Raw genomic sequence first — 20,573 nt, forward strand, 5'->3', positions numbered from 1 at the left:
TTAGGATTAACCATTAAGTTACAACAAATGTTTTCTAACTCACTACAGATTAATTATCTATTTCATTTTGAGCTTAGCGTCACTTTTTACTTCATATAATTCATTATCGGAAGTCATAAACCCAAACACCCAACCCGTAGCTTTACCTTTAAACACCATGATAAGATCGCCCATTTTCAGCTGTTCATAATTACTTTCATTTACACTAATGAGCTGATTATTAGTACGAATGAAAAAACCTCTGGTATTTCCAGTTTGTCTAAATTTGTCGAGCACCAATTCTGAATAAACGACTTTCATTCCAGTATTCACTTCCTTTCTATAGGCCAAAATGTATTTAACAATCTTTCTGAAAGCTAAAAACCACCAAATAGTAAAAGGGAAAAGCATAATAGGTATAAGCCAAAGCCCAGAAAACAAGGAGCCAATAACCACCCAACCTAAGACAACAACAACCCAAATACGATTTTTTATTGCACGATTTCTAGCCTTTTTTAGAAGTTCAAAATCAGCCTTGGCCATTTGTAACTCTCGTTCCTTTGGTATAAAATTTTGCTGCTTATCGACATCAGGAACAATGGCTTTGATTTTATCTTCACTGATTTCGGCCTCAGCAATTACCCTGCTATGAAAAACAGTTTGAGAATACTTGGAATAATGAATTTCAACTTCCATACCCACCGACATACGCCCATAAATAATCGCATCAACAGGTAATTTTTTATTATCAAAATAAAGGTAATATGTTCTCCGTGTGGTAGTCTTACTTCCGCTACTTCCTCGGACTCCCCCTCGAGAACTATGCGAGGTGGTAATGTCTATGTGTTTATCGGTAATAGTACCCGTCAGAATTTGCTTCTTCCTTTTAAAGAAATCCAAAATGAAACCTCTCATTATATAGCCTAACACGGCTAAGAACAAGAGAAAAAAACCTCCAAACATGATAATAGGTATCATTTCATCGATGTCGGAAAGAAGGTTATCCCAGAAAAAGAACTTTATAAACGCGAAGAAAATGAGCATAAAAATTAAAATCCCAATCAAATTGGTTTTTGCTTTCTTCAATTCCTCGGGAAGTAAATCCACTTCCACTTCTGTATAAGCCATACGTTCTTTTTTTGAGTTAAATTTCTAGAAGTTATACCCAATCGACTATACCGTGGGGTGGGTATATTCTTATACCCTTAAACAAAAAAAGCACTTTCAATTAAAACTGAAAGCGCTTTTCTAAATGGATGGTTAATCTTATAAAATCACTTGCCCACCAAGTACCACACCATGACTAAATGAGCCTCTCACACTGTGCGTTTCTCCTGGTGCTAAATTACCTCCGCTTACAAAGTTCAAAGGCACATAGCCATCGGTTCTAAAAGCTTCGAAAAAGAGTTTGCAAGAACGATTGATCATGCCCGCAAAACCAATTACAAGCTGGTTTTGCCTTTCCCATGGTGCGCCTTCAGGCCCAGCAATAAACTTAGAAAACTCACCTGACAGCGTATAAACTACATTGCTTTCTGGGTTGAAATTATACTTTGCTCCAATATCAAAAGAAGATACTTTTGAAGCTGGAAACACATCTAGCGGAGGATTGGGATTAAAAGTGCCAGGCCAAACTTTTACAGTTTTAGCAAAACTACCTTGTGCCACAAATTTATCGCTGATTTTTAAGTTACCATATGCGGTATAGGCCGGATTATTATCTTGACATGGGTTGAAATGTGTTACAGGATATGCATGACAATACGCACTACCAAATACAAACGAGCCGCCTACATTCAGTTCAGCTTCTTCGCTCAAATTCATTGTATAATTAAGGTCAGATACAAAGTTGTTGATTTTAGAAGGCACATTCGAACCATTACCTACTGGAGTAGCCAAGGCACGGAACTGGCTACCACCTTGCACAGCCATAAATTTGGCATGAATTCCTCCTTTTCTATAACCCACTTGTAAGCCATAACCTAAACCACCGAAGGCATGCCAAGTAGTAGAATTAGAAAATGGACTCACGCTTCCTACCTGACCAAAAGGTGCATCCATTTTACCAATAGCACCATAAAATGGTGATTTATTCAAATCACCCATTACCAAAAATGCTTTGTAAAGTTGAATCTGGTTCCTGGTTAATGTAGTAATAGTTCCTTGCCCAAAACTTTGCTCTGGATTATACAGTAATTCGGCATGAACTGTAATCCAGTTATTTATGGCACCTGTTGTAGAAATCTGAAAAGAATGAATTACTGCTTCAGTAACGGTTTTTCCAATCTGGTTTGTGGATGTTGGGTGGCGCATAAGGTACGCGAACTTCGAGTCTTCATTCGATCTTTGATAATCAAAAATAGAAATCAGAGAGGTGCCGATTGTTAAACTTCTATCTTCTAAAGCTCCTTTTTGCCTTTCCTCTAATAGAATATTTACTTTCCTGAGGTTCTGACTAGGATCCAGCATTTTGTATGAAAATTGAGAATTGATCCCAATTGTTCCTTTTGAATTTTCTTGCGCGTTGCTTTGAGCAATAGCCCAATTGCACAATAGCATCATTGCGAAAAACACCTTTTTCATTTTATTGTTTTGAATATTAAATGAGAAGAAAACTAAATGGAGAGGTCATTAATAATTACCATGTCAGCATGCTGACTTAAAAAATCATACAAGTGTAGTGCTTTCACTTAAAAAGGCCAAAAATGCTCCTCATTTTTATTCGATAGAAAACAGAAAAGCCAAATTAGCAAATTGTAAACTTGACCAATTCGGCTAACTGTTGTGTTTTAAACGAATTTTAGGAATAGATTCAGAGTTGATATTTACACTTCTGAATGTCAATAAAATCCATAAAAAGAGTATTGAATCGTTATAGAAGTTACAGGTCTGGACTATTTAATCTCGTAGGAGAAGCTCACTGCTCCAGAAACCACCAAATCCTTTCGAATACATTTTACATCAATATTTTTATTCAACCTTAATGCTTCTTTTAGTTCATTTAAACGATAATAAGACTCAGAAATAACACCTATTTCCTTTCCATTGCATTCAACTGAAATTTGGCCAAATTCTGAATTGAGCTTTAATTTCACAGAATCCCCAGCGGTTAACTGCCTAAATTCCGACTGTTGAGGTTTAATTTCGGCTAGGTTGAAAGTGCCATAACTAGAAGCTAAAGCCAGCTGCTTTTCTTTATTGAGGTTACGAACAACAATTGAGTCCTCTTTGTGCAAATCCTTGTCTAACAATAATGCATTAGATAAAAAACCAGCTACTTCTAAAATCATCTGTCTATATTTAGATATAAATGCAATACGCCATTGCAACCACCAGAGTTACAAAAACCATGATACTCCTTTTCGAACACAAAACTGAATGAATTCATGTTCATCGGTTTATTTGCTAGGGTGAATAATTCTAGAATAAAAAACACTCCCCCAAGTTTAAGTTATATGTGGTTTACTGAACCATTAATTGTAATTATGAATTGTTAGATGGCAAAACTAAACACCATCATTTTTCTTCTTATCGGCTTAAGTCCTGATGAAATAAATCAATTTGAAATTCATCCGAATTAAAACATTGAAGCAACTAGGGTAAAAAGCCATGAAATTGCTAATCCCGACCAAACAATGAGAATTCCCATTCTTGATTTTATCTTTTTCCCATGGTTAAACCAATGATAGCCCAAACCGATAAAAAACAAGATTAAGAATGGCCAGTCAATTATATATACATCCAAAGGAAGAACTGAGGCCAAAGAAAATATAAAAAAACCCAAACCACTGAGTACAAAAAACAGTATCTGAGGCTTTTTCATTGAAAATGAACTGGTAGACTCGAAGCTAGCCAACAACGAAAAAAAGCCTATAGCTACAGGAGCGTAGGTGGATATTTCATAATAATTAACAACAGAAGCAATTGCGCTAAAACCAAGCAAAACAATAACGAGCTTTGTAAACTGACTTTTGGCCTTTTTAAGCTTAAAAAGACCAAAAACACCCGCTAAAGCAATAATTAAAGATGAAATCATATGCTCAATAAATGTAACAACAGATTAGCAGTTTAGATAAATAAAAATGATTATCGAATTGTGATATTTACTTAGTTCAAATATTCATTTTTTAACGATTGCACTATTTTTTCATAGTTGATAAAATTAGCCAAAGAACATTGTCAAAATTTGATCATTTTACAGCCACAATCTCGGTATAAAATCACACATAAAACCTACCCCTTTTGGGTGGTTTTTTAATGGAATCAATAGAATGAATAAAAACTATGGAAATTACCCCTATTCAACTTTGCGCATGCTTCTAACGATTAATATCATGGCATTTAACATCTTAGAAATTTGTCAAAAAATTGAGAACACACTATAGTTCACAACTCAATCTGTTTTTTATTTTTTTGAGTTATGACTAATCTTCTCCAACTTGCCTATTATCAAACTGCCAACAATGCAAAAAATTAAAAAGGTTTGTATTTACTGCGCTTCTAGCGAAAACATTGACCAAAAGTATTTTGAGGCTACTGAAAAACTAGCAAGGGTGCTTGTTAAAAACAATATCACTGTAGTTTATGGCGGTGGTAGCCGAGGCTTAATGGGTAAACTTGCCGATACAATACTTTCTGAAAAAGGTCGAATTGTTGGTATAATGCCCCACTTTATGAAAGAGGTTGAATTCCACCATAAAGACGTTAATGAATTTATTTTCACGGCTGACATGCACGAGCGTAAGAAACAGTTTATGGTTGGTGTAGATGCCCTAATTACATTACCTGGTGGCTGTGGAACAATGGAAGAATTACTAGAAGCCATGACACTAAAAAGGCTCGGTATTTTCACCAAACCTATCGTAATACTAAATGCCTTTGGCTATTACGATCACTTAATTAAAATGTTAGAACACTCGATTGAAGAGAATTTCATGAAGCCTATTCATAATAACATTTGGAATGCTTTTGAAGATCCCGAGAAAGTACTTGAAGCAATTCATCAGTCTGCACCTTGGAGTAAAGACGCTTTAAAATTTTCGTGATTTAAAAACACAATAAACCCTTTGAAATACAGTATTTCGCTTGTTATCATATTCTTTAATATTAAGTATATTGATATTTAACAAAGCTAGAAATTATTAGCATTTTTGAATACCGATTTACAGAACCATTTCCCTTGTTAAAGACTATATGTTTAGGGTTTCTATTCTTATTATTCTATTTATTAGTGGGCAATCGCTCATAGCGAAATCTGATAGCATTGCCGACTACTGGTATCAGCATAGAATATATAATAGTGAAACCCAGTACATCCCTTCTTCTCAAATAATGGTGTTTCGCGATGATAGCAATAACCTTAACTACAATCAGGTAAAGGATTTTGGGTCAAGTTACTATATTGGTTTAGATGAGATTGATTTGTTTGAGACCAACAAAACTTATTGGGTTAAACTAATTCTTTCAAACTATTCAGACCGATACCAGAACCTAGTAGTTTATACTGGCGATAATGCATATTCAACCGTATATATTCAAAAATCCGAAAAGCTCGACTCTTTAAAGACTGGCTATTTTGTACCCGTTAGTGAGCGAAATGTTAAAAAGGGATACCAATCTCAATTCAAGTTAGAGTTAAAAATAGATGAAAAAGCTACACTGCTAATCAAAACCAAGTCATTAGACAACTACCCTCCTCGCTTTAATTTCAAAGCGGTTCAACTTGAAAAATGGCAGCAACAAGCAGAACAAAAGGCATTATTGGAAGGAATCTTCACTGGTTTATTAATCATTTTATCAATTCTTAGTATTTCTCTGTACATCTACGTTAGAAGAATAGTTTTCCTTTTTTATGCATTTTACGCCATAACAAACACCATTTACTTTCTCTTTTTCCATGGCTTTCTAGACCCTTATATTTTTCCTGAGCACCCTGAAAAACTATCTTTACTATGGCTACTACCCAACCTTTCGGCCGTATTCTATTTTTCTTTCGCGCGTCATTTTCTTAATACAAAAGAACATTACCCAAAATGGGACTATTACTTCAAAGTTTTTATTGGAGTAATGCTAGTAGCTTTCGTTTTCAACTCTATCTACATTACTATTACACATGATGTATATAATGGACTTATTATACATAACCTCTTTAATATTGGGATATCGGCAAGTGTAGTTGTTTTCATTCTATCGCTTAGAAGGTTGAATAGCTTAGAGTTACGCTATTTCGCTCTTGGCTCTATTTTCCTAGTTACTATTGCATTGTTTGCTTCGTCTCAGTACATACTTGACCTTGATGCCAAAATAGTTCCTTATGTTCAGTTAGCTGTAGGGGTTGAAATAGTATTCTTTGCTCTGGGCTTAGGCCATAGAATGAGAAAACTCACTGAAAACCATGCCATTACACAAGAATCCCTCATAATTCAATTGGTTGAAAATGAGAAACTTCAAGAAAAGACTAATGCAGAACTAAAAGAAAAAGTAGCAGAACGAACCCACCAAATCAATGTTCAGAATATTGAATTAAAGAAAGCACGATTAGAAGCAGAGAAGGCTACTAAATCAAAGTCTGACTTCTTATCTGTGATGAGTCACGAAATTCGCACACCATTAAATGCAATTATCAGTTTAAGCCATTTAATGGATATTGATAATGAAAATGAGGAAACCCAAGAATACATTGATGCACTAAAGTTTTCTGCAGAAAATCTTAGCTCACTCATCAATGATATACTTGATTACAACAAAATTGAAGCTGGAAAATTAAAGCTAGAAATGATTGATTTCTCATTAATCGATCTACTCAAAAATATTCGAGACAGCTTTAAGTTTAAAGCCCACAGCAAGAATATTACGCTAGACTTTCACCTTTCGGAAAACACCCCAAACCGACTTATTGGTGACCCCACCAGACTTACTCAGATTTTCAATAACCTAATGAGTAATGCCTTAAAATTTACCGAACAGGGCAGCATAGTAGTAAGTGCAGAATTACTAGGGATTGAGGACGAAAAGGTTAGTATAGAATTTACGGTAACAGACACCGGGATTGGAATTCCAGAAGACAAAATCAATGAAATTTTTAACGATTACGAACAGGCCAGTAGTGATACAACAAGGAAATATGGCGGCACCGGACTTGGTTTGTCAATTACTAAGAAGCTATTAGAACTACACAATAGCAAGGTATCAGTATCCAGTAAGCTTGGTGAAGGCACATCGTTTCAGTTTGAAATTGAGTTTAAACTACCTGAAACTTTTGACTTATTAGCCTCAAATAAAACAGACACTATTTACGACCTAAAGCAAGCCAAAATACTTGTAGTAGATGATAACTACATGAATAGAATGGTATTAAGTAGGTTGTTTCAAAAATGGAATGCTGAATTTCATGAAGCCTCTAATGGTAATAAGGCTTTTCAAAAAAGCAATGAAGAGCTTTTCGACCTAATTCTAATGGATATTCATATGGACGAGATGGATGGGTTCGAATGCACAGCGCTAATTAGAGAACAATCAATCCTTAATAGAAAAACTAATATTATAGGGATGACTGCTTTTTCAAAGAATGACCTTCAAGAAAACCCCAAGAGAGCCGTTTTAGATGAATTTATTTCTAAACCGTTCGACCCAAAAGAACTGCTTAATAAACTCGTCTTATACTTAAAAAAGGATACAAAAGAGGTTTAACCCTAAATACTAAGGATTTAACAAACCGAGCTCCACATCATCGATAACTGCTAGCAACTCACTTAACATCATAGCGGTAGCGCCCCAAACTAAATGTCCATCCACATTAAAATAAGGCGACTGAATAACATACTTACCAAATCTCATTTCTTCTACCCCTCTTTTATTCATGTCATAAAATTGAGAGATTGGCACCTCTAAAACCGCCTCTACCTCATAAGGGTCAGGAATGAATTTAGGGGTATAATTAACCACGCCAACTGTTGGTAACACCTTAAAATTGCTAGCAATAATAAACAACTCAGACAATTGCCCAATAACCGAAACCTCTTTGGCCCTTACGCCAATTTCTTCCTCTGTTTCTCGTAAAGCCGTCTCTATTAAACTCAAATCCTGCTTTTCTGCCTTTCCACCCGGAAAACTAACCTGCCCGCCATGAGCTCCATTATAACCTGGTCGCTTCATCAGTGGTAAATACAACTCTCCATTTTTAGGATAAATCAATACCATCACGCCTCCAGGTCTTGCAGGTCTATTAGCGATTTCTTTAAAGCGATTCTCGTCTATTGGTGTAGGCGCCATTCTTATTTGAGCCTCTCTTCCCGGTAGCGGCAATTCTAGACGAGCCCTCAGCTGATTAACAACTAAATCGATGTTAGAAAATCTCATTTGCTTCTATTGGAGTAAACTTCGTTGAGAATATAGCGTTCTTGTATAAAAGTTGGTTCAATTATAACCCGCTTTCTTTATTTCATTTAGAATTTTCCCTAATATGTTCTCTTAAAGAAAATAAGCTTAGTCGAACTTATGAAAGCCAACCGAATTCTTTTTTCTCTCGCCTTCCTTTTTTTTAGTGTACTAGCTTCTGCTCAACAAGCCAAAGTCAAAATTGCTAAATTAAAATATAATGGCGGAGGTGATTGGTATGCAAACAAAACAGCCCTACCCAACTTGGCTACTTTCTGTAATGAAAATCTAAAAACAAATATAGACACCCAAGATGCCGTGGTAGAAATTGGAAACCCCAGCTTATTTGAATACCCGTTTATTTATATGACAGGCCACGGCAATGTTGTATTCTCTAGTCAAGAAGCAGAAAACCTAAGAAACTACCTTACCGCTGGCGGCTTTCTTCACATTGACGATAATTATGGTTTAGATCAGTTTGTGAGGTTAGAGATGAAAAAGGTTTTCCCTGAATTAGAATTTATAGAGTTACCTCACGACCACCCTATATACAATCAAAAATTTAAATTTGACAAAGGCATTCCCAAAATCCATGAACATGATGGTAAATCGCCCCAAGGCTTTGGCTTAATATATGAAGGTAGATTGGTTTGCTATTATTCTTATGAAAGCGATTTAGGTAATGGCTGGGAAGATCAGCGTATTTATAATGATCCCGAATCTATTAGGCTTCAGGCCTTACGTATGGGCGCAAACCTAATCTCATACGCTTTTACCCAATAATTTCTTAAGACTATATTTTAGAATCAAAAAACTATTGCATTAGTTGGAAAACTAGTGCAATAGTTTTATTATTGATATTAGAATTACTCGAGTGTTTTAATTTACAGATTATGAAAGAATTAACGAAAGCAGAAGAGCAGGTAATGCAAATACTATGGCAGATTGAGAGAGGCTTCGTGAAAGATGTGCTTTCAAAAATGCCAGAACCAAAACCTGCCTACAATACTGTGTCAACAATTATTAGAATTTTAGAGAAAAAAGGCTTTGTAGGTTATAAGGCTTACGGTAAGACTCATGAATACTTTCCTTTGGTAGACAAAACAAGCTACAGCAACTTCTATCTTAAAAACTTTATTGGAGGCTACTTTGGGGGCTCCTTTCAAAAGCTGGTATCATTTTTCGCACAAGAAAATGACATGGATATCAAAGAATTTGAGTCGCTAGCAAAACATGTTGGAGAAGATTTAAAAGAAGACTAAGCTCTAGGTTATGTCAAAACACCCCGCTTTAGTATTGTTAGATTCGCTAAATAATGCGCTTCTATATGCATTAGAAACTGCCACATGTTTGGCAGTATTTTACTTGCTTTATCATTTTGTTTTGAGAAAAGAGAGCAGCTTCCAATACAATAGATTTTATCTATTGGCAGCCATACTTATATCTTTATCATTTCCATTACTTAAAGTGGGGTATAACCCTGAAAACACTCCAAGTGTATTAAATTCATTGCACAATGTGAGCAATGAAGTGAGCAAAGAGCCTATAATAGAACCGAAGGGTTTTTACTCAGTTACCGTAACAGCAAATTCTGAAAAACCCTTCCTAAGATGGTGGGAAGCAGTTATTCTTGCTTATATGATTGGAATGATTGCTTTAGCTTTAAGGCTATTTATTCAGATGAGATCTTTCAGGGAATTTCTATGGTATAAACGACACAATACCCGATTTAAAGATGGTTACTTTATGGTAAAGACGGAAGGTTCAATGCCTACTTTCGCGTTCTTTAAATACCTGATGTGGGACGATAGTCAAAACCTTTCTGAAGCTGAACAAAAGCAAATATTGGATCATGAGAAAGTGCATATTAAGCAAAGGCACTCTTATGACATAATGTTAATGGAAGTTCTTAAAGTGTTTTTCTGGTTCAATCCATTTATCTACTTGTATAGAAATTTAATCGAAGAAATACACGAATATGAAGCAGACAGAACAGCTGTAAAAGCCAATGGACAAGTGGCTTACACTAGGCTTCTCGTAAAACTAGTATTTCAAAAAATGGGAATTCCGCAAGGAAGCTTCTTTGCTAAAAGCAAAACTCTGAAGAGGGTAAATATGATTACTACTCAACGGAAAATCAATTGGTTCAAATTATTGATTCCAATTCCGGTAGTAGCTCTGCTATTCTTTATTTTCTCATGTGAGGCTGATTTAAAAACCGAATCGGTAACTATTTCTGAATCAGCTTATGTTTATGCCAGCTTTGGAGAAAAGGATTTAAAACCAACCCCTAAAAACGGATTTAATGACTGGAAAGACTATTTACTTGAAAACATTAAATACCCCCAAACCAAACCCCTTGGACGATTGGAAGGAGAAGTGAGTGTTTCGTTTATTGTAAATGAATTGGGTGAAATCAAGGACGTAAAGTTAGAAGAAGGAATAGGAAGAGATTTTGATAATCAGGTATTAAATGCTATCAAAAAATCACCAAAGTGGTCGCCAGGAGTTAAAGGTGGATTTGCTATTCCAACTAAAATTGAAATACCCGTAACTTTTAAAGCTTCTTAATACTTTCGGTTAAAAATTTCACCCATTACAAAAGCTTTTCGAGCACCGTCTGTATCGCCAATTAATGCGGCATAATCCGTTCTTTCCACATCTTCCTCTTCGGGTTCGTGAAATACAACTACTGGGCTTTCTGTGCGTTTTTTAGTACCGTAAATCTTATTTGCTTCGGAATAAATAGATTTTCTTGATTGAGCTGGCTTAACCTCTTCAATCACACGAGTTGTTGGTTCTTCGGCAATAAATGGTTTAGGCTCTTCTTTTACTTTACGTTGACCAGTAAACTGCTCAAGCAATTCTTCAAAAGTAGGTTGTTGATTACTAGGGACTGGCCCCACGGTATCTCCTCTCCTCTCTGGTGCTGAAGAAGATTCACCTGCATTTTTCTTTTGGTCTTTCTTTCGTGCTGTAAAAACAAAGTAAAGAATAGCAAAAGCGATATAGAGTAAGTTTCCTGAGTCAAATTCCATGCTATTAGCAAATCTAAGAATTAATTCTAATTTTGCTTACTAAGGTCGATTTTTCGCAATCCTCACTCAATGCAGCTTACAAAATTAGAAATCAAGGGCTTTAAAAGTTTTGGTGATCGCATAGTCATCAATTTTGATGAAGGTATTACTGGTATTGTTGGCCCAAACGGTTGTGGCAAATCAAATGTTGTGGATGCAATCCGTTGGGTATTGGGCGAGCAAAAAACAAGGATGCTGCGTTCCGAAAAAATGGAGAACATCATCTTCAACGGAACTAAGAAAAGAAAGCCTACTCAACTGGCCGAAGTTTCATTGAGCTTCAAAAACACTAAGAACCTCCTTCCTACAGAATATACTGAGGTAACCATCACCAGACGCTACTACAGGTCTGGCGAAAGCGAGTACCTTTTAAATGGGGTTAGCTGCCGACTGAAGGACATCAATGAATTGTTCATGGATACTGGCATCGCATCGAACAGTTATGCGATTATCGAGCTTAAAATGGTCGATGATCTTTTGAACGATAAGGAAAACTCTCGAAGAGACCTTTTCGAGGAAGCGGCTGGGATTTCAAAATTCAAGAAGAGAAAAAGGGAAACACTTAAAAAGCTTAAAGACACCGATGACGATTTAGACCGGGTAGAGGATTTACTTTTTGAGATCGAAAAGAACCTCAAGTCATTAGAAAAGCAGGCCAAACAAGCCATAAAATACTACGAGTATAAAGAAGAGTATAAAAACTTAAGTGTTCGACTTACTCGAAAAACGGTAGAAACACAGAACAATAAACTAAAGTCGCTTGAAAAAGAAATTCAGCAACTGAACGATAAAAAAGTTGAGATCAACCAAATGATGTCAACACAAGAGGCGGCCATCGAAAAAGGGAAGGCCGACCTTATTGTGAAAGAAAAGCTACTTTCTACCCGCCAACGAACCCTGAACGAGCACGTAAATAAAATTCGTCAATTTGAAAGCGACAGGAAAATCAAAAATGAAAGGCTCACCTTTCTTCAAGATAAAAGCGACAACCTTCGAGAGCAATTAGAAGCCGATAAAAAGAGTAATGAGCGCGCGTCTTTCAGTTTAGAAAGTTTAAAAAACGAGAAAGAAGTAGCGGAAAAGGATTTAAAAGCAGCTACTTCTCAAATAGAAAGCTTAAAAGCTGCTTTTGAAGCACAACGCACTGCGGCTCAAGAAGCACAAGCCAGTTTTGACCAAAAAAGTAAGGCCTTTAACGAAAAACGAGAGACCCTCTATAACCTTAAAAAGGAGATTGAAATCAAGGAAATTCAGCTCCAAACCTTAAATAGAGAATTAGAAAAAACCACTTCAGATACTTCCGAGCAATCTGCCAACCTTGAATCCTTTGATTCTAAACTAGAGGAGATCGGGGTAATTCTTGAGCAAAAGAAAAAAGACCTTGAAGCGAAGAAAAATCAGGAGGAAAAGCAGCGCACTTCCATTGAAAGTACTGAAGAAACAATCAATGTAGTTCGTGAGAAATTAACGAAACTGAGCCGTAAACTCGATTCGCAACGCAACGAGTACAACCTAACCAAAAGCTTGGTTGAAAACCTAGAGGGGTTTCCGGAAGCCATAAAATTCTTAAAAAAGAAAGCCAGTTGGAGCAAAAACGCCCCACTCCTTTCTGATATTCTTACCTGTGACGATCGTTACCGAATTACAATAGAGAATTACCTTGAGCCTTACATGAACTACTACATTGTAGACAATGAAAGGCAGGCTTTTGAGGCCGTGAATATTCTAAGTGATGCCGCAAAAGGCAAAGCCAACTTTTTTGTTCTCGATGCTTTTGACAGATATGAAGCCCCTCAAGCGAAACTCTATCAAAATGCCGTTCCAGCCACAGAGATTGTGGAATACGAACCGAGATATAAGCGATTGATCAGTTTTATTCTGGAAAATGTATTCGTCATTGCTGGTGGGCCTGGCGAAATCCCTATTGATGAAGATGCTGTTTTCATTACCGAAAGTGGCAAATACACTAAGCGTAAATTCAGCATTTCTGGCGGTTCTGTGGGGCTTTTTGAGGGCAAAAGAATTGGTCGCGCTAAGAACTTAGAAAAGCTTCAAAAGACGATTAAAGAGCTAGAAACTCAAATTGCGGAGGTTAAAGAAAGGCTTGATGAAAAACAGAAAGAGCTGGCCCATTTAAAGTCGAGCAGTTACAGAACTGAAATAGACAGCCTACAAAAAGAATATAGTCAGGTAAACGAAGAGTTTATTTCTGTAAAAACCAGAAAGGAACAGCTTGGTCAGATGTTAAGCAGCAACGCCAACCGAAGAGAAGACATTACCCGAAACATTGATAATATTTCTGCTGATTTACTTGAGTTAAGACCAGAAGTAAAAGATGCTGAAAGAAGCTATATAGCGCTACAGCAAGGTATTGGTGAACTAGAGGTTACGGCCAAAAAAGAAAACGAACTACTTTCAGAAAAATCGCAGAAATACAACGAAATAAACATCCAATTCCATCAAAAACAGAATAAGCTTCAGTCTGTTACCCAAGAGATTGACTACAAGCAAACTGCCTATGACGGAAGTAAGTCAAGAATTGAAAAGAATCAGGTAGAATTAGAAAGAAACGAAACGGAAATCAAGCGTTTGATCGATACCACCGAAAGCAATGATGATGAGCTCATTGGGCTTTACGATGAAAAAGAGAGTATCGAAAAAGGCGTTAATGAATCGGAGAAGGAATATTACGCCCAGCGCGGCAACATTGATGTGTCGGATAAAACCTTACGTGAATTGCGCCAAAAACGTGAACAAGCCGATACAATTTTAATGGAGTTTCAATCTAAATTGAATGAAACCAAAGTTGAACTCAGTGCTGTAAAAGAGCGATTGTCTGTAGAATTCAACATCGACTTGAATGCTCTTCTGAAAGAAGAGGTTGAAGAGGAAGACCACACACCAGTGGAAGAACTTCAGGCTTTGGTTCAAAAAGTAAAAGACAAAATTGAACGCATAGGCCCGATCAACCCTATGGCAATGGAAGCCTACGAAGAAATCAAAGAACGCTACGATTTTATCACTGTTCAGAAAAATGATTTAATTGAGGCAAAAGGCTCGCTAATGCAAACCATCGATGAAATTGACACAGTAGCTAGAGAAACCTTTCTATCCGCATTTGGTCAAATCAGAGATAACTTCATTAAAGTTTTTAGGTCATTATTTACCGATGAAGACGATTGTGAGCTGAAACTGGTCGACCCAAGTAATCCGCTAGAATCGGCTATTGAGATTATGGCCAAACCAAAAGGAAAACGTCCGCTGAGTATTAATCAGCTTTCGGGGGGCGAAAAAACACTAACTGCAACAGCACTATTATTTTCCATTTACCTGCTAAAACCAGCTCCATTCTGTATTTTCGATGAAGTAGACGCTCCGTTGGATGACGCCAATATTGATAAATTCAACGAGATCATTAAAAAATTCTCAACTGATTCTCAATTCATTATAGTAACCCACAACAAGAGAACGATGATCAGTACTGATGTAATTTATGGCATCACTATGATTGAGCAAGGGGTTTCTAGAGTTGTGCCTGTAGACTTACGAGAGTTGGTGTAGTCGTTAGTTTTCTTAATTTTATTGAAAAATAAACATTATGAAACAAAGGCTTCCTCTATTAGCATTGTTAGTTATTTTCATTACCCTTTTAAGCATGAACTCATTAACTGCTCAAAAAACTGATAGCCAAACCGCTCCTAAAACCTATTTAGCACTTGGCGATTCTTATACTATTGGTGAAAGCGTGGCTGAATCGGAACGCTGGCCTATCCAACTCGCTGCGCGCTTGGTCCATGAGGGGGTTCCTATGAAAGACCCAAAAATCATTGCTAAAACAGGATGGAGAACCGATGACCTAAAGTCCGCCATTGAAGCAGATAACGAACTTTTGGAAAGCTATGATTTAGTATCACTATTAATCGGAGTGAATAACCAATACCAAGGAAAATCGGTAGAAAGCTTTGCTCCTGAATTTGAAGAACTTCTTCAGATCGCTATAAAATATGCGGGAGGAAAAAAGGAGAATGTTTTTGTAGTATCAATTCCAGATTACGGAAAAACACCCTTTGGAGCAGCCAAAGAAGAGCAAATAAAAAAGGAACTGGATGCTTATAACAAAGTCAGTAAGAATATTGCTAAGAAATATGGAGTAGCCTACTACAACATTACCCCTATTTCCAGAATGGCGAAATCTCACCCAGAACTTATCGCAAACGATGACCTCCACCCTTCGGGTAAAATGTATACCAAATGGGTTGAATTGTTTGAGAAGAAGGTGGAGAAAATGCTCAAGAAATGAGAAAAATGAGCCAATTTCTCTTTATTACGATTTCATTGTTTATCAACCAGTAGAAAGCTAAAAAAGTGAAGATTTGAAAGAAGTTGAGAACAATTCTTTACAACTTCAAACTCAATTCAATAATCAGTTCATCTTGTACCTTGACTAAACCGAAAAGCTTTTTAGGAGGGCTTAAATCGAAATAATCTAATGAAATGGTGATTTCAGAGAACAGAAACTCTCCTTCTTCATCTTTATTAATTGTAAAAGGAATATGCTCCATTTTCATTTTTTTACCTGTGAGCATAATCCATATATCCCCAAAGTACTGTTGACCAATTCGTTTGAAATCATCAAGCTTTACTTCGATGTGTGGGAATTCATCAGATTTTAATGTCTTCCCAAAGTCTCTATCCAACATTCTATTCCCACAATCAAAAGAGGCCACAGGAATAGATAAATCCATTAAAGATTCTGCATTTGGTACTTTTGAAAAGCTAACAGTATCTTGATCATGCTCATTTTGGTAAGTGCAAGAAAACCTCCCGAAAGAGGTTTTTCCTTTAATAAGGACTGTCTTCCTCATCACTACCAAATACTCTTGTCCGGTAAGTGTTATTGAAGAAAACAGTCCTAAAAATATTATGATGATCAGTTTCTGCATTCAGCTTAAAGCTTATGTTTTTAAAAGTGAAATCCAATCATTGTTAGATCATTAGAAGCTAATTGCGGCTTCCAAAACAACTCCATTAAACTTACCATCTTGGAATCGGCTGTTGGCAAAACCAGCACCAGAGTACTCTTGATTAACATATTCTAGTTTCACCAAAACGTTGTTAGTCATAAACCAGCCTCCACCAAGATTCATTCGGCTAATTTCGTTTGTACTTGCCAAATCGCTTTTCTCACCACTTACATTGTTATAGCGACCGCCAAAGTACCATTGCTCGTTCATTCCAAATCTATAAAGCCCTTCTAAGCCAACCTGAGTAAAGCTACCTCCAACAGCATCGTTGCCGTTATTTACAAACTCCATTACTCCGAAGAACTCTAAGCCCTTGAACTTCACAAATGGGTTAAACTGAATGGCTGTTTGAGAACCAAAACCTGGGTTAAATCTTGGGTCGAAATCTGAACCACCGTTAGCTACTGTGGCCAAAGTGCTATAGTATCTTCCTCCTGCTCTGTCGCCACCGTAGATATAGTCACGGGTACTTTTGTCTGAACTTGAATATAATGAACCTGTCAATCTCAATCTTAGGTCGTCATTCATTTGTTTGTCCCAACCTACTTTACTGTAAACAACCATACCGTCATCACCTTTCACTGGGCTTTGGTTCAATCTGCCATTGGTTACACCAGCAACTAAAATGAAATCAGATGGCTGTAATGTTACTTCAAAGAAAGGCTCAGTAGTAAAGGCATCCATAATATAGTTACTCACAAATGGATTGTAAATGGTCATGGCGTTATCCGATCTTCTGAATTGTGCATCTCCGTAATTAATCTGATCCATACCTACGCGAATGGTCGCGATTTCCATTAATTCTGAAAGAAATCCTTCTTTGATAAAATCGAGTTTATCCATTTGTAGATACCCACCTTTTACATAAGATTCAGTATGGTGACGTGATGATAAATAGGTTCTTAAATGTAAGCGCATACCATCTGCTAGTTGAACATCAAGGTTCAGGTTAGCGGTTGGTAAACTAAAATTGGAAGCTAAATCAACCAGCGGATCACCAACAATAGAGTTTTCATGACTCAAGCCCTGAAATTGAAGTGCAAAATCGCCCCCTACTCTTACATTAATTCCTTCAAAAATTACGGTATCTGCTTTTGAGGTTTCAAATACGTTTATGCCTTTCTTTCCTGCATCTCTCCTAAACTGTAAAGGTGAGCGCAAATCTACTTGAGCAAAACTCGCTACACTGCTCAATAAAAACAGTGCTAGAAATGTCGTTTTAAAATTCTTCATGGCTTTATTGTTTTTGGTTTTTGAATGTTAGATTGAATTCAACAGTGACATCGTCACCGGTTTTAATTGTTCCCATCAATGCTGTAGGAGGATCAATTTTAAAATCTGTCAGTTTAAAAGCTGAAGTGCCTGATACTGTAATTGTGCCTGTTCCATGAACAGTCTCAACTTCAAAAGTGACTGGCTTGGTAAATCCGGCAATAGTCAGATCTCCCTTAACAAGGCCTTTACCTGCTTGTTTTGCTTCAAAAGCCGAGAGTTTAAATTCAATCCAAGGAAAATCTTCTGTTTTGAGAGCCTTATAAGCATTTTTATCCATTCCTCTTTTTCCACTCTCTAAGGCTTCAGCCTTAAACTTTACTTCAGCTTTTTGAATATTGATAATTCCGTTAGTCTGCGTCAATACACACTCACCTTGGCCGTCAGTAGCCTCCATATGCCAATCGTGCAATGATGAAGTACCCTTCACCATAAATTTCTGATTGGATTTCACCAAACTGTATTGTTCTTGTGCGCTCAGAACACTATATGACATTGTCATAAGCATAATGAGCATTAATCTTATTGTGAATTTTATTGTAGTGTTAACCTTCATAGCTCTAGGTTTTGGTAACAATACAAAGGTCAAAAACTAATTACCCTATTTGGTTGATGTGTATCAAGACAGGTCGTGACTTTAGACAACTTTAAACATGATCTAGGTCATAATACTGGAATCGACATTTTACCTCAAAAAAGATATTCTATAGTAAAATTCAATACATTGAAGTGATGACTCCTTATGTAGTAGCTTTGAAGTCCGAAGGATTCTTTAACTTCCTTCAAACTTTTTAAAAGCTTATTTCATCATAAATTCAGGAACACGATAATCCAATGAAGGAAATCAACCTGATGCCACAAACCAACTTCTTGATTACCGCTGCAAAACAGGGGGATGCTATTGCGCTGAACCAACTGGTGAAACAATGGTATAAGCGTATTTACAACTTCGCCCTAAAGTATTTTGGCGACCATGATCAAGCAATGGAGGTGACTCAGAAAACCTTTATTAGCATGAATAAGAACCTGAAATCCTTACAAGATGAACGCAGGTTTAAACCTTGGCTCTATAGGATTGCTTCTAATTACTGTCATGAAGAAGCCCGAAGACAAAAGGCAAAATGGGTTTTTCCTTTTATGAAAGTTCAGTCGAAAACCGATCAGGAGTTTATTCATAACACCAAATCGACAGACAGGAATAGTGACCCAGAGAAGGAATTCGGCAGTATGGAATTAAAAGAAGTATTGAAAAAAGCATTGGCCGAATTACCAGAAGAACAACGACTGGTGGTGATTATGAAAGAATATGAGGGGCTGAAAATAAGAGAGATTGCCGAGGCGATGGACATTTCGGAAAACACAGTTAAATCTCGCTTGTATTATGCACTAGGTTCCTTAAAAAAGCTTTTGGCCCAATGGAACATTAACCAAGAAACAATTCATTATGAGCTATAAACCAACAAACGAAGATCTTATGGATTATCTCTACGATGAGATCAGTCCAGAGAAAAAAGCTCAGATCGATGATTATATGAAATCTCATCCTGAGGTAAAAGAAGAACTGCAAGGGCTTGAAGCCACCAGAATGGTGATGGCCGATTTGAATGATGAAGAACCCGAGTCTATTCCCTTTATGATGCCGCAAACGAATAGTGAATGGCTCTACTGGAGGAAGTATTTGGCTGTAGCCGCTACTATTCTGCTCGTTATTACCGCAGGTTGGGCTTCTGGTTTTTCAATTCAGTATAACAATGATGGGCTTCAAATGGCTTTTGGCGATATCCAAAATGGCCTCACAGAGCAACAAGTCGCTGATATTGTAAATAATGACCGCCAATTGATGCTCGATTATATGCAAACCAGTTTGAAATCTGTGCAAGACAGTATCGGTAATGAAATGCAAATTCTTCAGGCCAATATGAGTTCAGAAGAAGTAATCAAAAAGGTATTTGAGCAGGAAAAAAATGATTTGATGTATCAAATGGCTTCGCTGAATGATAAACTCGGAGGCGATTATCGAGATATGCTAAGAGAAATTGTTGTGGCCTTTTCAAACAATTGGGAAAGTCAGCGCATCGAAGATTTAAGAAACATTCAAGCCGCATTTACCAACCTTGAAGATGCCACCATCAACAAGCAACTAGACATTGAAGATGCAATATTAACCCTTTCTGAAAAAGTGAATATCATAGCCGCAAACAACCCAAACAAAAAGTAAAATGGTCAAAAACTCAAAATATCTGATTTACCTCCTTGGTCTGGTGGTAAGCATAAACGCACAAGCCCAACTACAACAAAATGGCTTGAGCCCAATCAAAAGAGACTTAGAAATTACTAGAGTCACTTTTGAAAACTTCCTCAAACATTATGACGATGCAGTACTATTGAATAACATAAAAGAAAGTGAAGCGGATTATAAAGACGGCAAAGGTGTTGAAATTCACTTTGAAGCTTATAATGCAAACATCTATATAGCTACGGCATCGGCCAGATTCGGCAAAAATGATTACGAGGTACTCGACACATTTTACACCGATGAAATCATCAGCCTTCAACAAAAACGATTAGAAGAGGCTACCAAGAAATTTATCAGGGATTTCTATTCTTATCTACCTCAGCTAAAACCAAATGAAGAATTCAGGTTTGTTTTTCACATTGAAGACAGCAAAATAAAAGTAGATGGAAAAGAACTCCCTCCTTCTCCAAAGTCAGCAAAGCGAACATACATGCTAGAAGCAGTTTGGAAAATGAGCGACATAGCGGCTTTCAGTAAAGGAGAAATCAACGAAAGTCAATTATCAGACAGAATCAAAATCGAAAAAAAATAACACTCAAAATATCAAAA

Annotated in this window: 19 protein-coding genes; 10 read left to right on the plus strand and 9 right to left on the minus strand. The window is 36.8% G+C overall.

Annotated elements, in window-relative coordinates; translation table 11 throughout:
• Positions 1-57: 57 nt before the first annotated feature.
• The 4 genes from OB69_RS13790 to OB69_RS13805 all read right to left on the minus strand — a co-directional run bounded on the left by OB69_RS13790 (position 58) and on the right by OB69_RS13805 (position 4,015).
• A complete protein-coding gene (locus OB69_RS13790) occupies positions 58-1,107 on the minus strand; it encodes a hypothetical protein (RefSeq protein WP_053224325.1) in 1,050 nt (349 codons plus the stop codon).
• 138 nt (positions 1,108-1,245) lie between these two features.
• Positions 1,246-2,562 (minus strand): hypothetical protein, encoded by a 1,317-nt coding sequence (locus OB69_RS13795; RefSeq protein ID WP_053224326.1) that lies wholly within the window; start codon positions 2,560-2,562, stop codon positions 1,246-1,248.
• Between the two features lie 311 nt (positions 2,563-2,873).
• Positions 2,874-3,269: a hypothetical protein gene (locus tag OB69_RS13800; RefSeq protein WP_053224327.1), complete on the minus strand. Its 396-nt coding sequence runs from the start codon at positions 3,267-3,269 to the stop codon at positions 2,874-2,876.
• 287 nt (positions 3,270-3,556) lie between these two features.
• Positions 3,557-4,015 (minus strand): hypothetical protein, encoded by a 459-nt coding sequence (locus tag OB69_RS13805; protein ID WP_053224328.1) that lies wholly within the window; start codon positions 4,013-4,015, stop codon positions 3,557-3,559.
• A gap of 427 nt (positions 4,016-4,442) precedes the next feature.
• Between OB69_RS13805 and OB69_RS13810 the strand changes: the two genes are divergently transcribed.
• Positions 4,443-5,024, plus strand: coding sequence for an LOG family protein (locus OB69_RS13810; protein WP_053224329.1), 582 nt, complete (start codon positions 4,443-4,445; stop codon positions 5,022-5,024).
• Between the two features lie 148 nt (positions 5,025-5,172).
• Positions 5,173-7,668, plus strand: a complete 2,496-nt coding sequence (locus OB69_RS13815; protein ID WP_053224330.1) for a hybrid sensor histidine kinase/response regulator — start codon at positions 5,173-5,175, stop codon at positions 7,666-7,668.
• A 9-nt stretch (positions 7,669-7,677) separates the two neighbouring features.
• On the opposite strand, the gene OB69_RS13820 is transcribed toward OB69_RS13815, so the two are convergent.
• Positions 7,678-8,337, minus strand: coding sequence for an NUDIX hydrolase (locus OB69_RS13820; RefSeq protein ID WP_053224331.1), 660 nt, complete (start codon positions 8,335-8,337; stop codon positions 7,678-7,680).
• A 138-nt stretch (positions 8,338-8,475) separates the two neighbouring features.
• Between OB69_RS13820 and OB69_RS13825 the strand changes: the two genes are divergently transcribed.
• From OB69_RS13825 to OB69_RS13835, 3 genes are all read left to right on the plus strand, one after another.
• A complete protein-coding gene (locus tag OB69_RS13825) occupies positions 8,476-9,138 on the plus strand; it encodes a DUF4159 domain-containing protein (protein WP_053224332.1) in 663 nt (220 codons plus the stop codon).
• Positions 9,139-9,248: 110 nt separating this feature from the next.
• Positions 9,249-9,617, plus strand: a complete 369-nt coding sequence (locus OB69_RS13830) for a BlaI/MecI/CopY family transcriptional regulator (protein ID WP_053224333.1) — start codon at positions 9,249-9,251, stop codon at positions 9,615-9,617.
• Positions 9,618-9,627: 10 nt separating this feature from the next.
• On the plus strand, positions 9,628-10,926 hold the full coding sequence (locus OB69_RS13835) for a M56 family metallopeptidase (RefSeq protein ID WP_053224334.1): 1,299 nt from the start codon (positions 9,628-9,630) through the stop codon (positions 10,924-10,926).
• Here the strand turns inward: OB69_RS13835 and OB69_RS13840 are convergent.
• Complete coding sequence (locus OB69_RS13840) at positions 10,923-11,393, minus strand: hypothetical protein (protein ID WP_053224335.1); 471 nt, start codon at positions 11,391-11,393, stop codon at positions 10,923-10,925. The two genes, OB69_RS13835 and OB69_RS13840, sit on opposite strands and share 4 nt — an antisense overlap.
• A gap of 69 nt (positions 11,394-11,462) precedes the next feature.
• On the opposite strand from OB69_RS13840, the gene smc reads away from it, so the two are divergent.
• Both smc and OB69_RS13850 read left to right on the plus strand, forming a co-directional pair.
• A complete protein-coding gene (gene smc / locus OB69_RS13845) occupies positions 11,463-14,993 on the plus strand; it encodes a chromosome segregation protein SMC (protein ID WP_053224336.1) in 3,531 nt (1,176 codons plus the stop codon).
• A gap of 37 nt (positions 14,994-15,030) precedes the next feature.
• The gene (locus tag OB69_RS13850; protein ID WP_071426790.1) at positions 15,031-15,732 is read left to right on the plus strand and encodes an SGNH/GDSL hydrolase family protein; all 702 of its coding nucleotides are present in this window, start codon (positions 15,031-15,033) and stop codon (positions 15,730-15,732) included.
• A gap of 97 nt (positions 15,733-15,829) precedes the next feature.
• Here OB69_RS13850 and OB69_RS13855 read toward each other — a convergent pair whose 3' ends face one another.
• From OB69_RS13855 to OB69_RS13865, 3 genes are read right to left on the minus strand one after another with little or no spacing between them, the layout of a single operon-like run.
• Complete coding sequence (locus OB69_RS13855; RefSeq protein WP_053224337.1) at positions 15,830-16,375, minus strand: YceI family protein; 546 nt, start codon at positions 16,373-16,375, stop codon at positions 15,830-15,832.
• A 51-nt stretch (positions 16,376-16,426) separates the two neighbouring features.
• The gene (locus tag OB69_RS13860) at positions 16,427-17,689 is read right to left on the minus strand and encodes a hypothetical protein (protein WP_053224338.1); all 1,263 of its coding nucleotides are present in this window, start codon (positions 17,687-17,689) and stop codon (positions 16,427-16,429) included.
• Between the two features lie 4 nt (positions 17,690-17,693).
• A complete protein-coding gene (locus OB69_RS13865) occupies positions 17,694-18,284 on the minus strand; it encodes a YceI family protein (RefSeq protein WP_053224339.1) in 591 nt (196 codons plus the stop codon).
• Between the two features lie 278 nt (positions 18,285-18,562).
• Between OB69_RS13865 and OB69_RS13870 the strand changes: the two genes are divergently transcribed.
• From OB69_RS13870 to OB69_RS13880, 3 genes are read left to right on the plus strand one after another with little or no spacing between them, the layout of a single operon-like run.
• On the plus strand, positions 18,563-19,183 hold the full coding sequence (locus OB69_RS13870; RefSeq protein ID WP_245620823.1) for an RNA polymerase sigma factor: 621 nt from the start codon (positions 18,563-18,565) through the stop codon (positions 19,181-19,183).
• Between the two features lie 19 nt (positions 19,184-19,202).
• Positions 19,203-19,946, plus strand: coding sequence for a hypothetical protein (locus OB69_RS13875; RefSeq protein ID WP_157608586.1), 744 nt, complete (start codon positions 19,203-19,205; stop codon positions 19,944-19,946).
• A 1-nt stretch (position 19,947) separates the two neighbouring features.
• Positions 19,948-20,556, plus strand: a complete 609-nt coding sequence (locus OB69_RS13880; protein WP_053224341.1) for a hypothetical protein — start codon at positions 19,948-19,950, stop codon at positions 20,554-20,556.
• Positions 20,557-20,573: the final 17 nt, after the last annotated feature.

This window comes from Roseivirga seohaensis subsp. aquiponti (assembly GCF_001267955.1).
GTDB classification, from domain to species: domain Bacteria; phylum Bacteroidota; class Bacteroidia; order Cytophagales; family Cyclobacteriaceae; genus Roseivirga; species Roseivirga seohaensis.

Excerpts from the sequence above, each read along its gene's own strand:
- OB69_RS13790 (WP_053224325.1), bottom strand. The coding sequence starts at position 1,107 with ATGGCTTATACAGAAGTGGAAGTGGATTTACTTCCCGAGGAATTGAAG.
- OB69_RS13795 (WP_053224326.1), bottom strand. The coding sequence starts at position 2,562 with ATGAAAAAGGTGTTTTTCGCAATGATGCTATTGTGCAATTGGGCTATT.
- OB69_RS13800 (WP_053224327.1), bottom strand. The coding sequence starts at position 3,269 with ATGATTTTAGAAGTAGCTGGTTTTTTATCTAATGCATTATTGTTAGAC.
- OB69_RS13805 (WP_053224328.1), bottom strand. The coding sequence starts at position 4,015 with ATGATTTCATCTTTAATTATTGCTTTAGCGGGTGTTTTTGGTCTTTTT.
- OB69_RS13810 (WP_053224329.1), top strand. The coding sequence starts at position 4,443 with ATGCAAAAAATTAAAAAGGTTTGTATTTACTGCGCTTCTAGCGAAAAC.
- OB69_RS13815 (WP_053224330.1), top strand. The coding sequence starts at position 5,173 with ATGTTTAGGGTTTCTATTCTTATTATTCTATTTATTAGTGGGCAATCG.
- OB69_RS13820 (WP_053224331.1), bottom strand. The coding sequence starts at position 8,337 with ATGAGATTTTCTAACATCGATTTAGTTGTTAATCAGCTGAGGGCTCGT.
- OB69_RS13825 (WP_053224332.1), top strand. The coding sequence starts at position 8,476 with ATGAAAGCCAACCGAATTCTTTTTTCTCTCGCCTTCCTTTTTTTTAGT.
- OB69_RS13830 (WP_053224333.1), top strand. The coding sequence starts at position 9,249 with ATGAAAGAATTAACGAAAGCAGAAGAGCAGGTAATGCAAATACTATGG.
- OB69_RS13835 (WP_053224334.1), top strand. The coding sequence starts at position 9,628 with ATGTCAAAACACCCCGCTTTAGTATTGTTAGATTCGCTAAATAATGCG.
- OB69_RS13840 (WP_053224335.1), bottom strand. The coding sequence starts at position 11,393 with ATGGAATTTGACTCAGGAAACTTACTCTATATCGCTTTTGCTATTCTT.
- smc (WP_053224336.1), top strand. The coding sequence starts at position 11,463 with ATGCAGCTTACAAAATTAGAAATCAAGGGCTTTAAAAGTTTTGGTGAT.
- OB69_RS13850 (WP_071426790.1), top strand. The coding sequence starts at position 15,031 with ATGAAACAAAGGCTTCCTCTATTAGCATTGTTAGTTATTTTCATTACC.
- OB69_RS13855 (WP_053224337.1), bottom strand. The coding sequence starts at position 16,375 with ATGCAGAAACTGATCATCATAATATTTTTAGGACTGTTTTCTTCAATA.
- OB69_RS13860 (WP_053224338.1), bottom strand. The coding sequence starts at position 17,689 with ATGAAGAATTTTAAAACGACATTTCTAGCACTGTTTTTATTGAGCAGT.
- OB69_RS13865 (WP_053224339.1), bottom strand. The coding sequence starts at position 18,284 with ATGAAGGTTAACACTACAATAAAATTCACAATAAGATTAATGCTCATT.
- OB69_RS13870 (WP_245620823.1), top strand. The coding sequence starts at position 18,563 with ATGAAGGAAATCAACCTGATGCCACAAACCAACTTCTTGATTACCGCT.
- OB69_RS13875 (WP_157608586.1), top strand. The coding sequence starts at position 19,203 with ATGGATTATCTCTACGATGAGATCAGTCCAGAGAAAAAAGCTCAGATC.
- OB69_RS13880 (WP_053224341.1), top strand. The coding sequence starts at position 19,948 with ATGGTCAAAAACTCAAAATATCTGATTTACCTCCTTGGTCTGGTGGTA.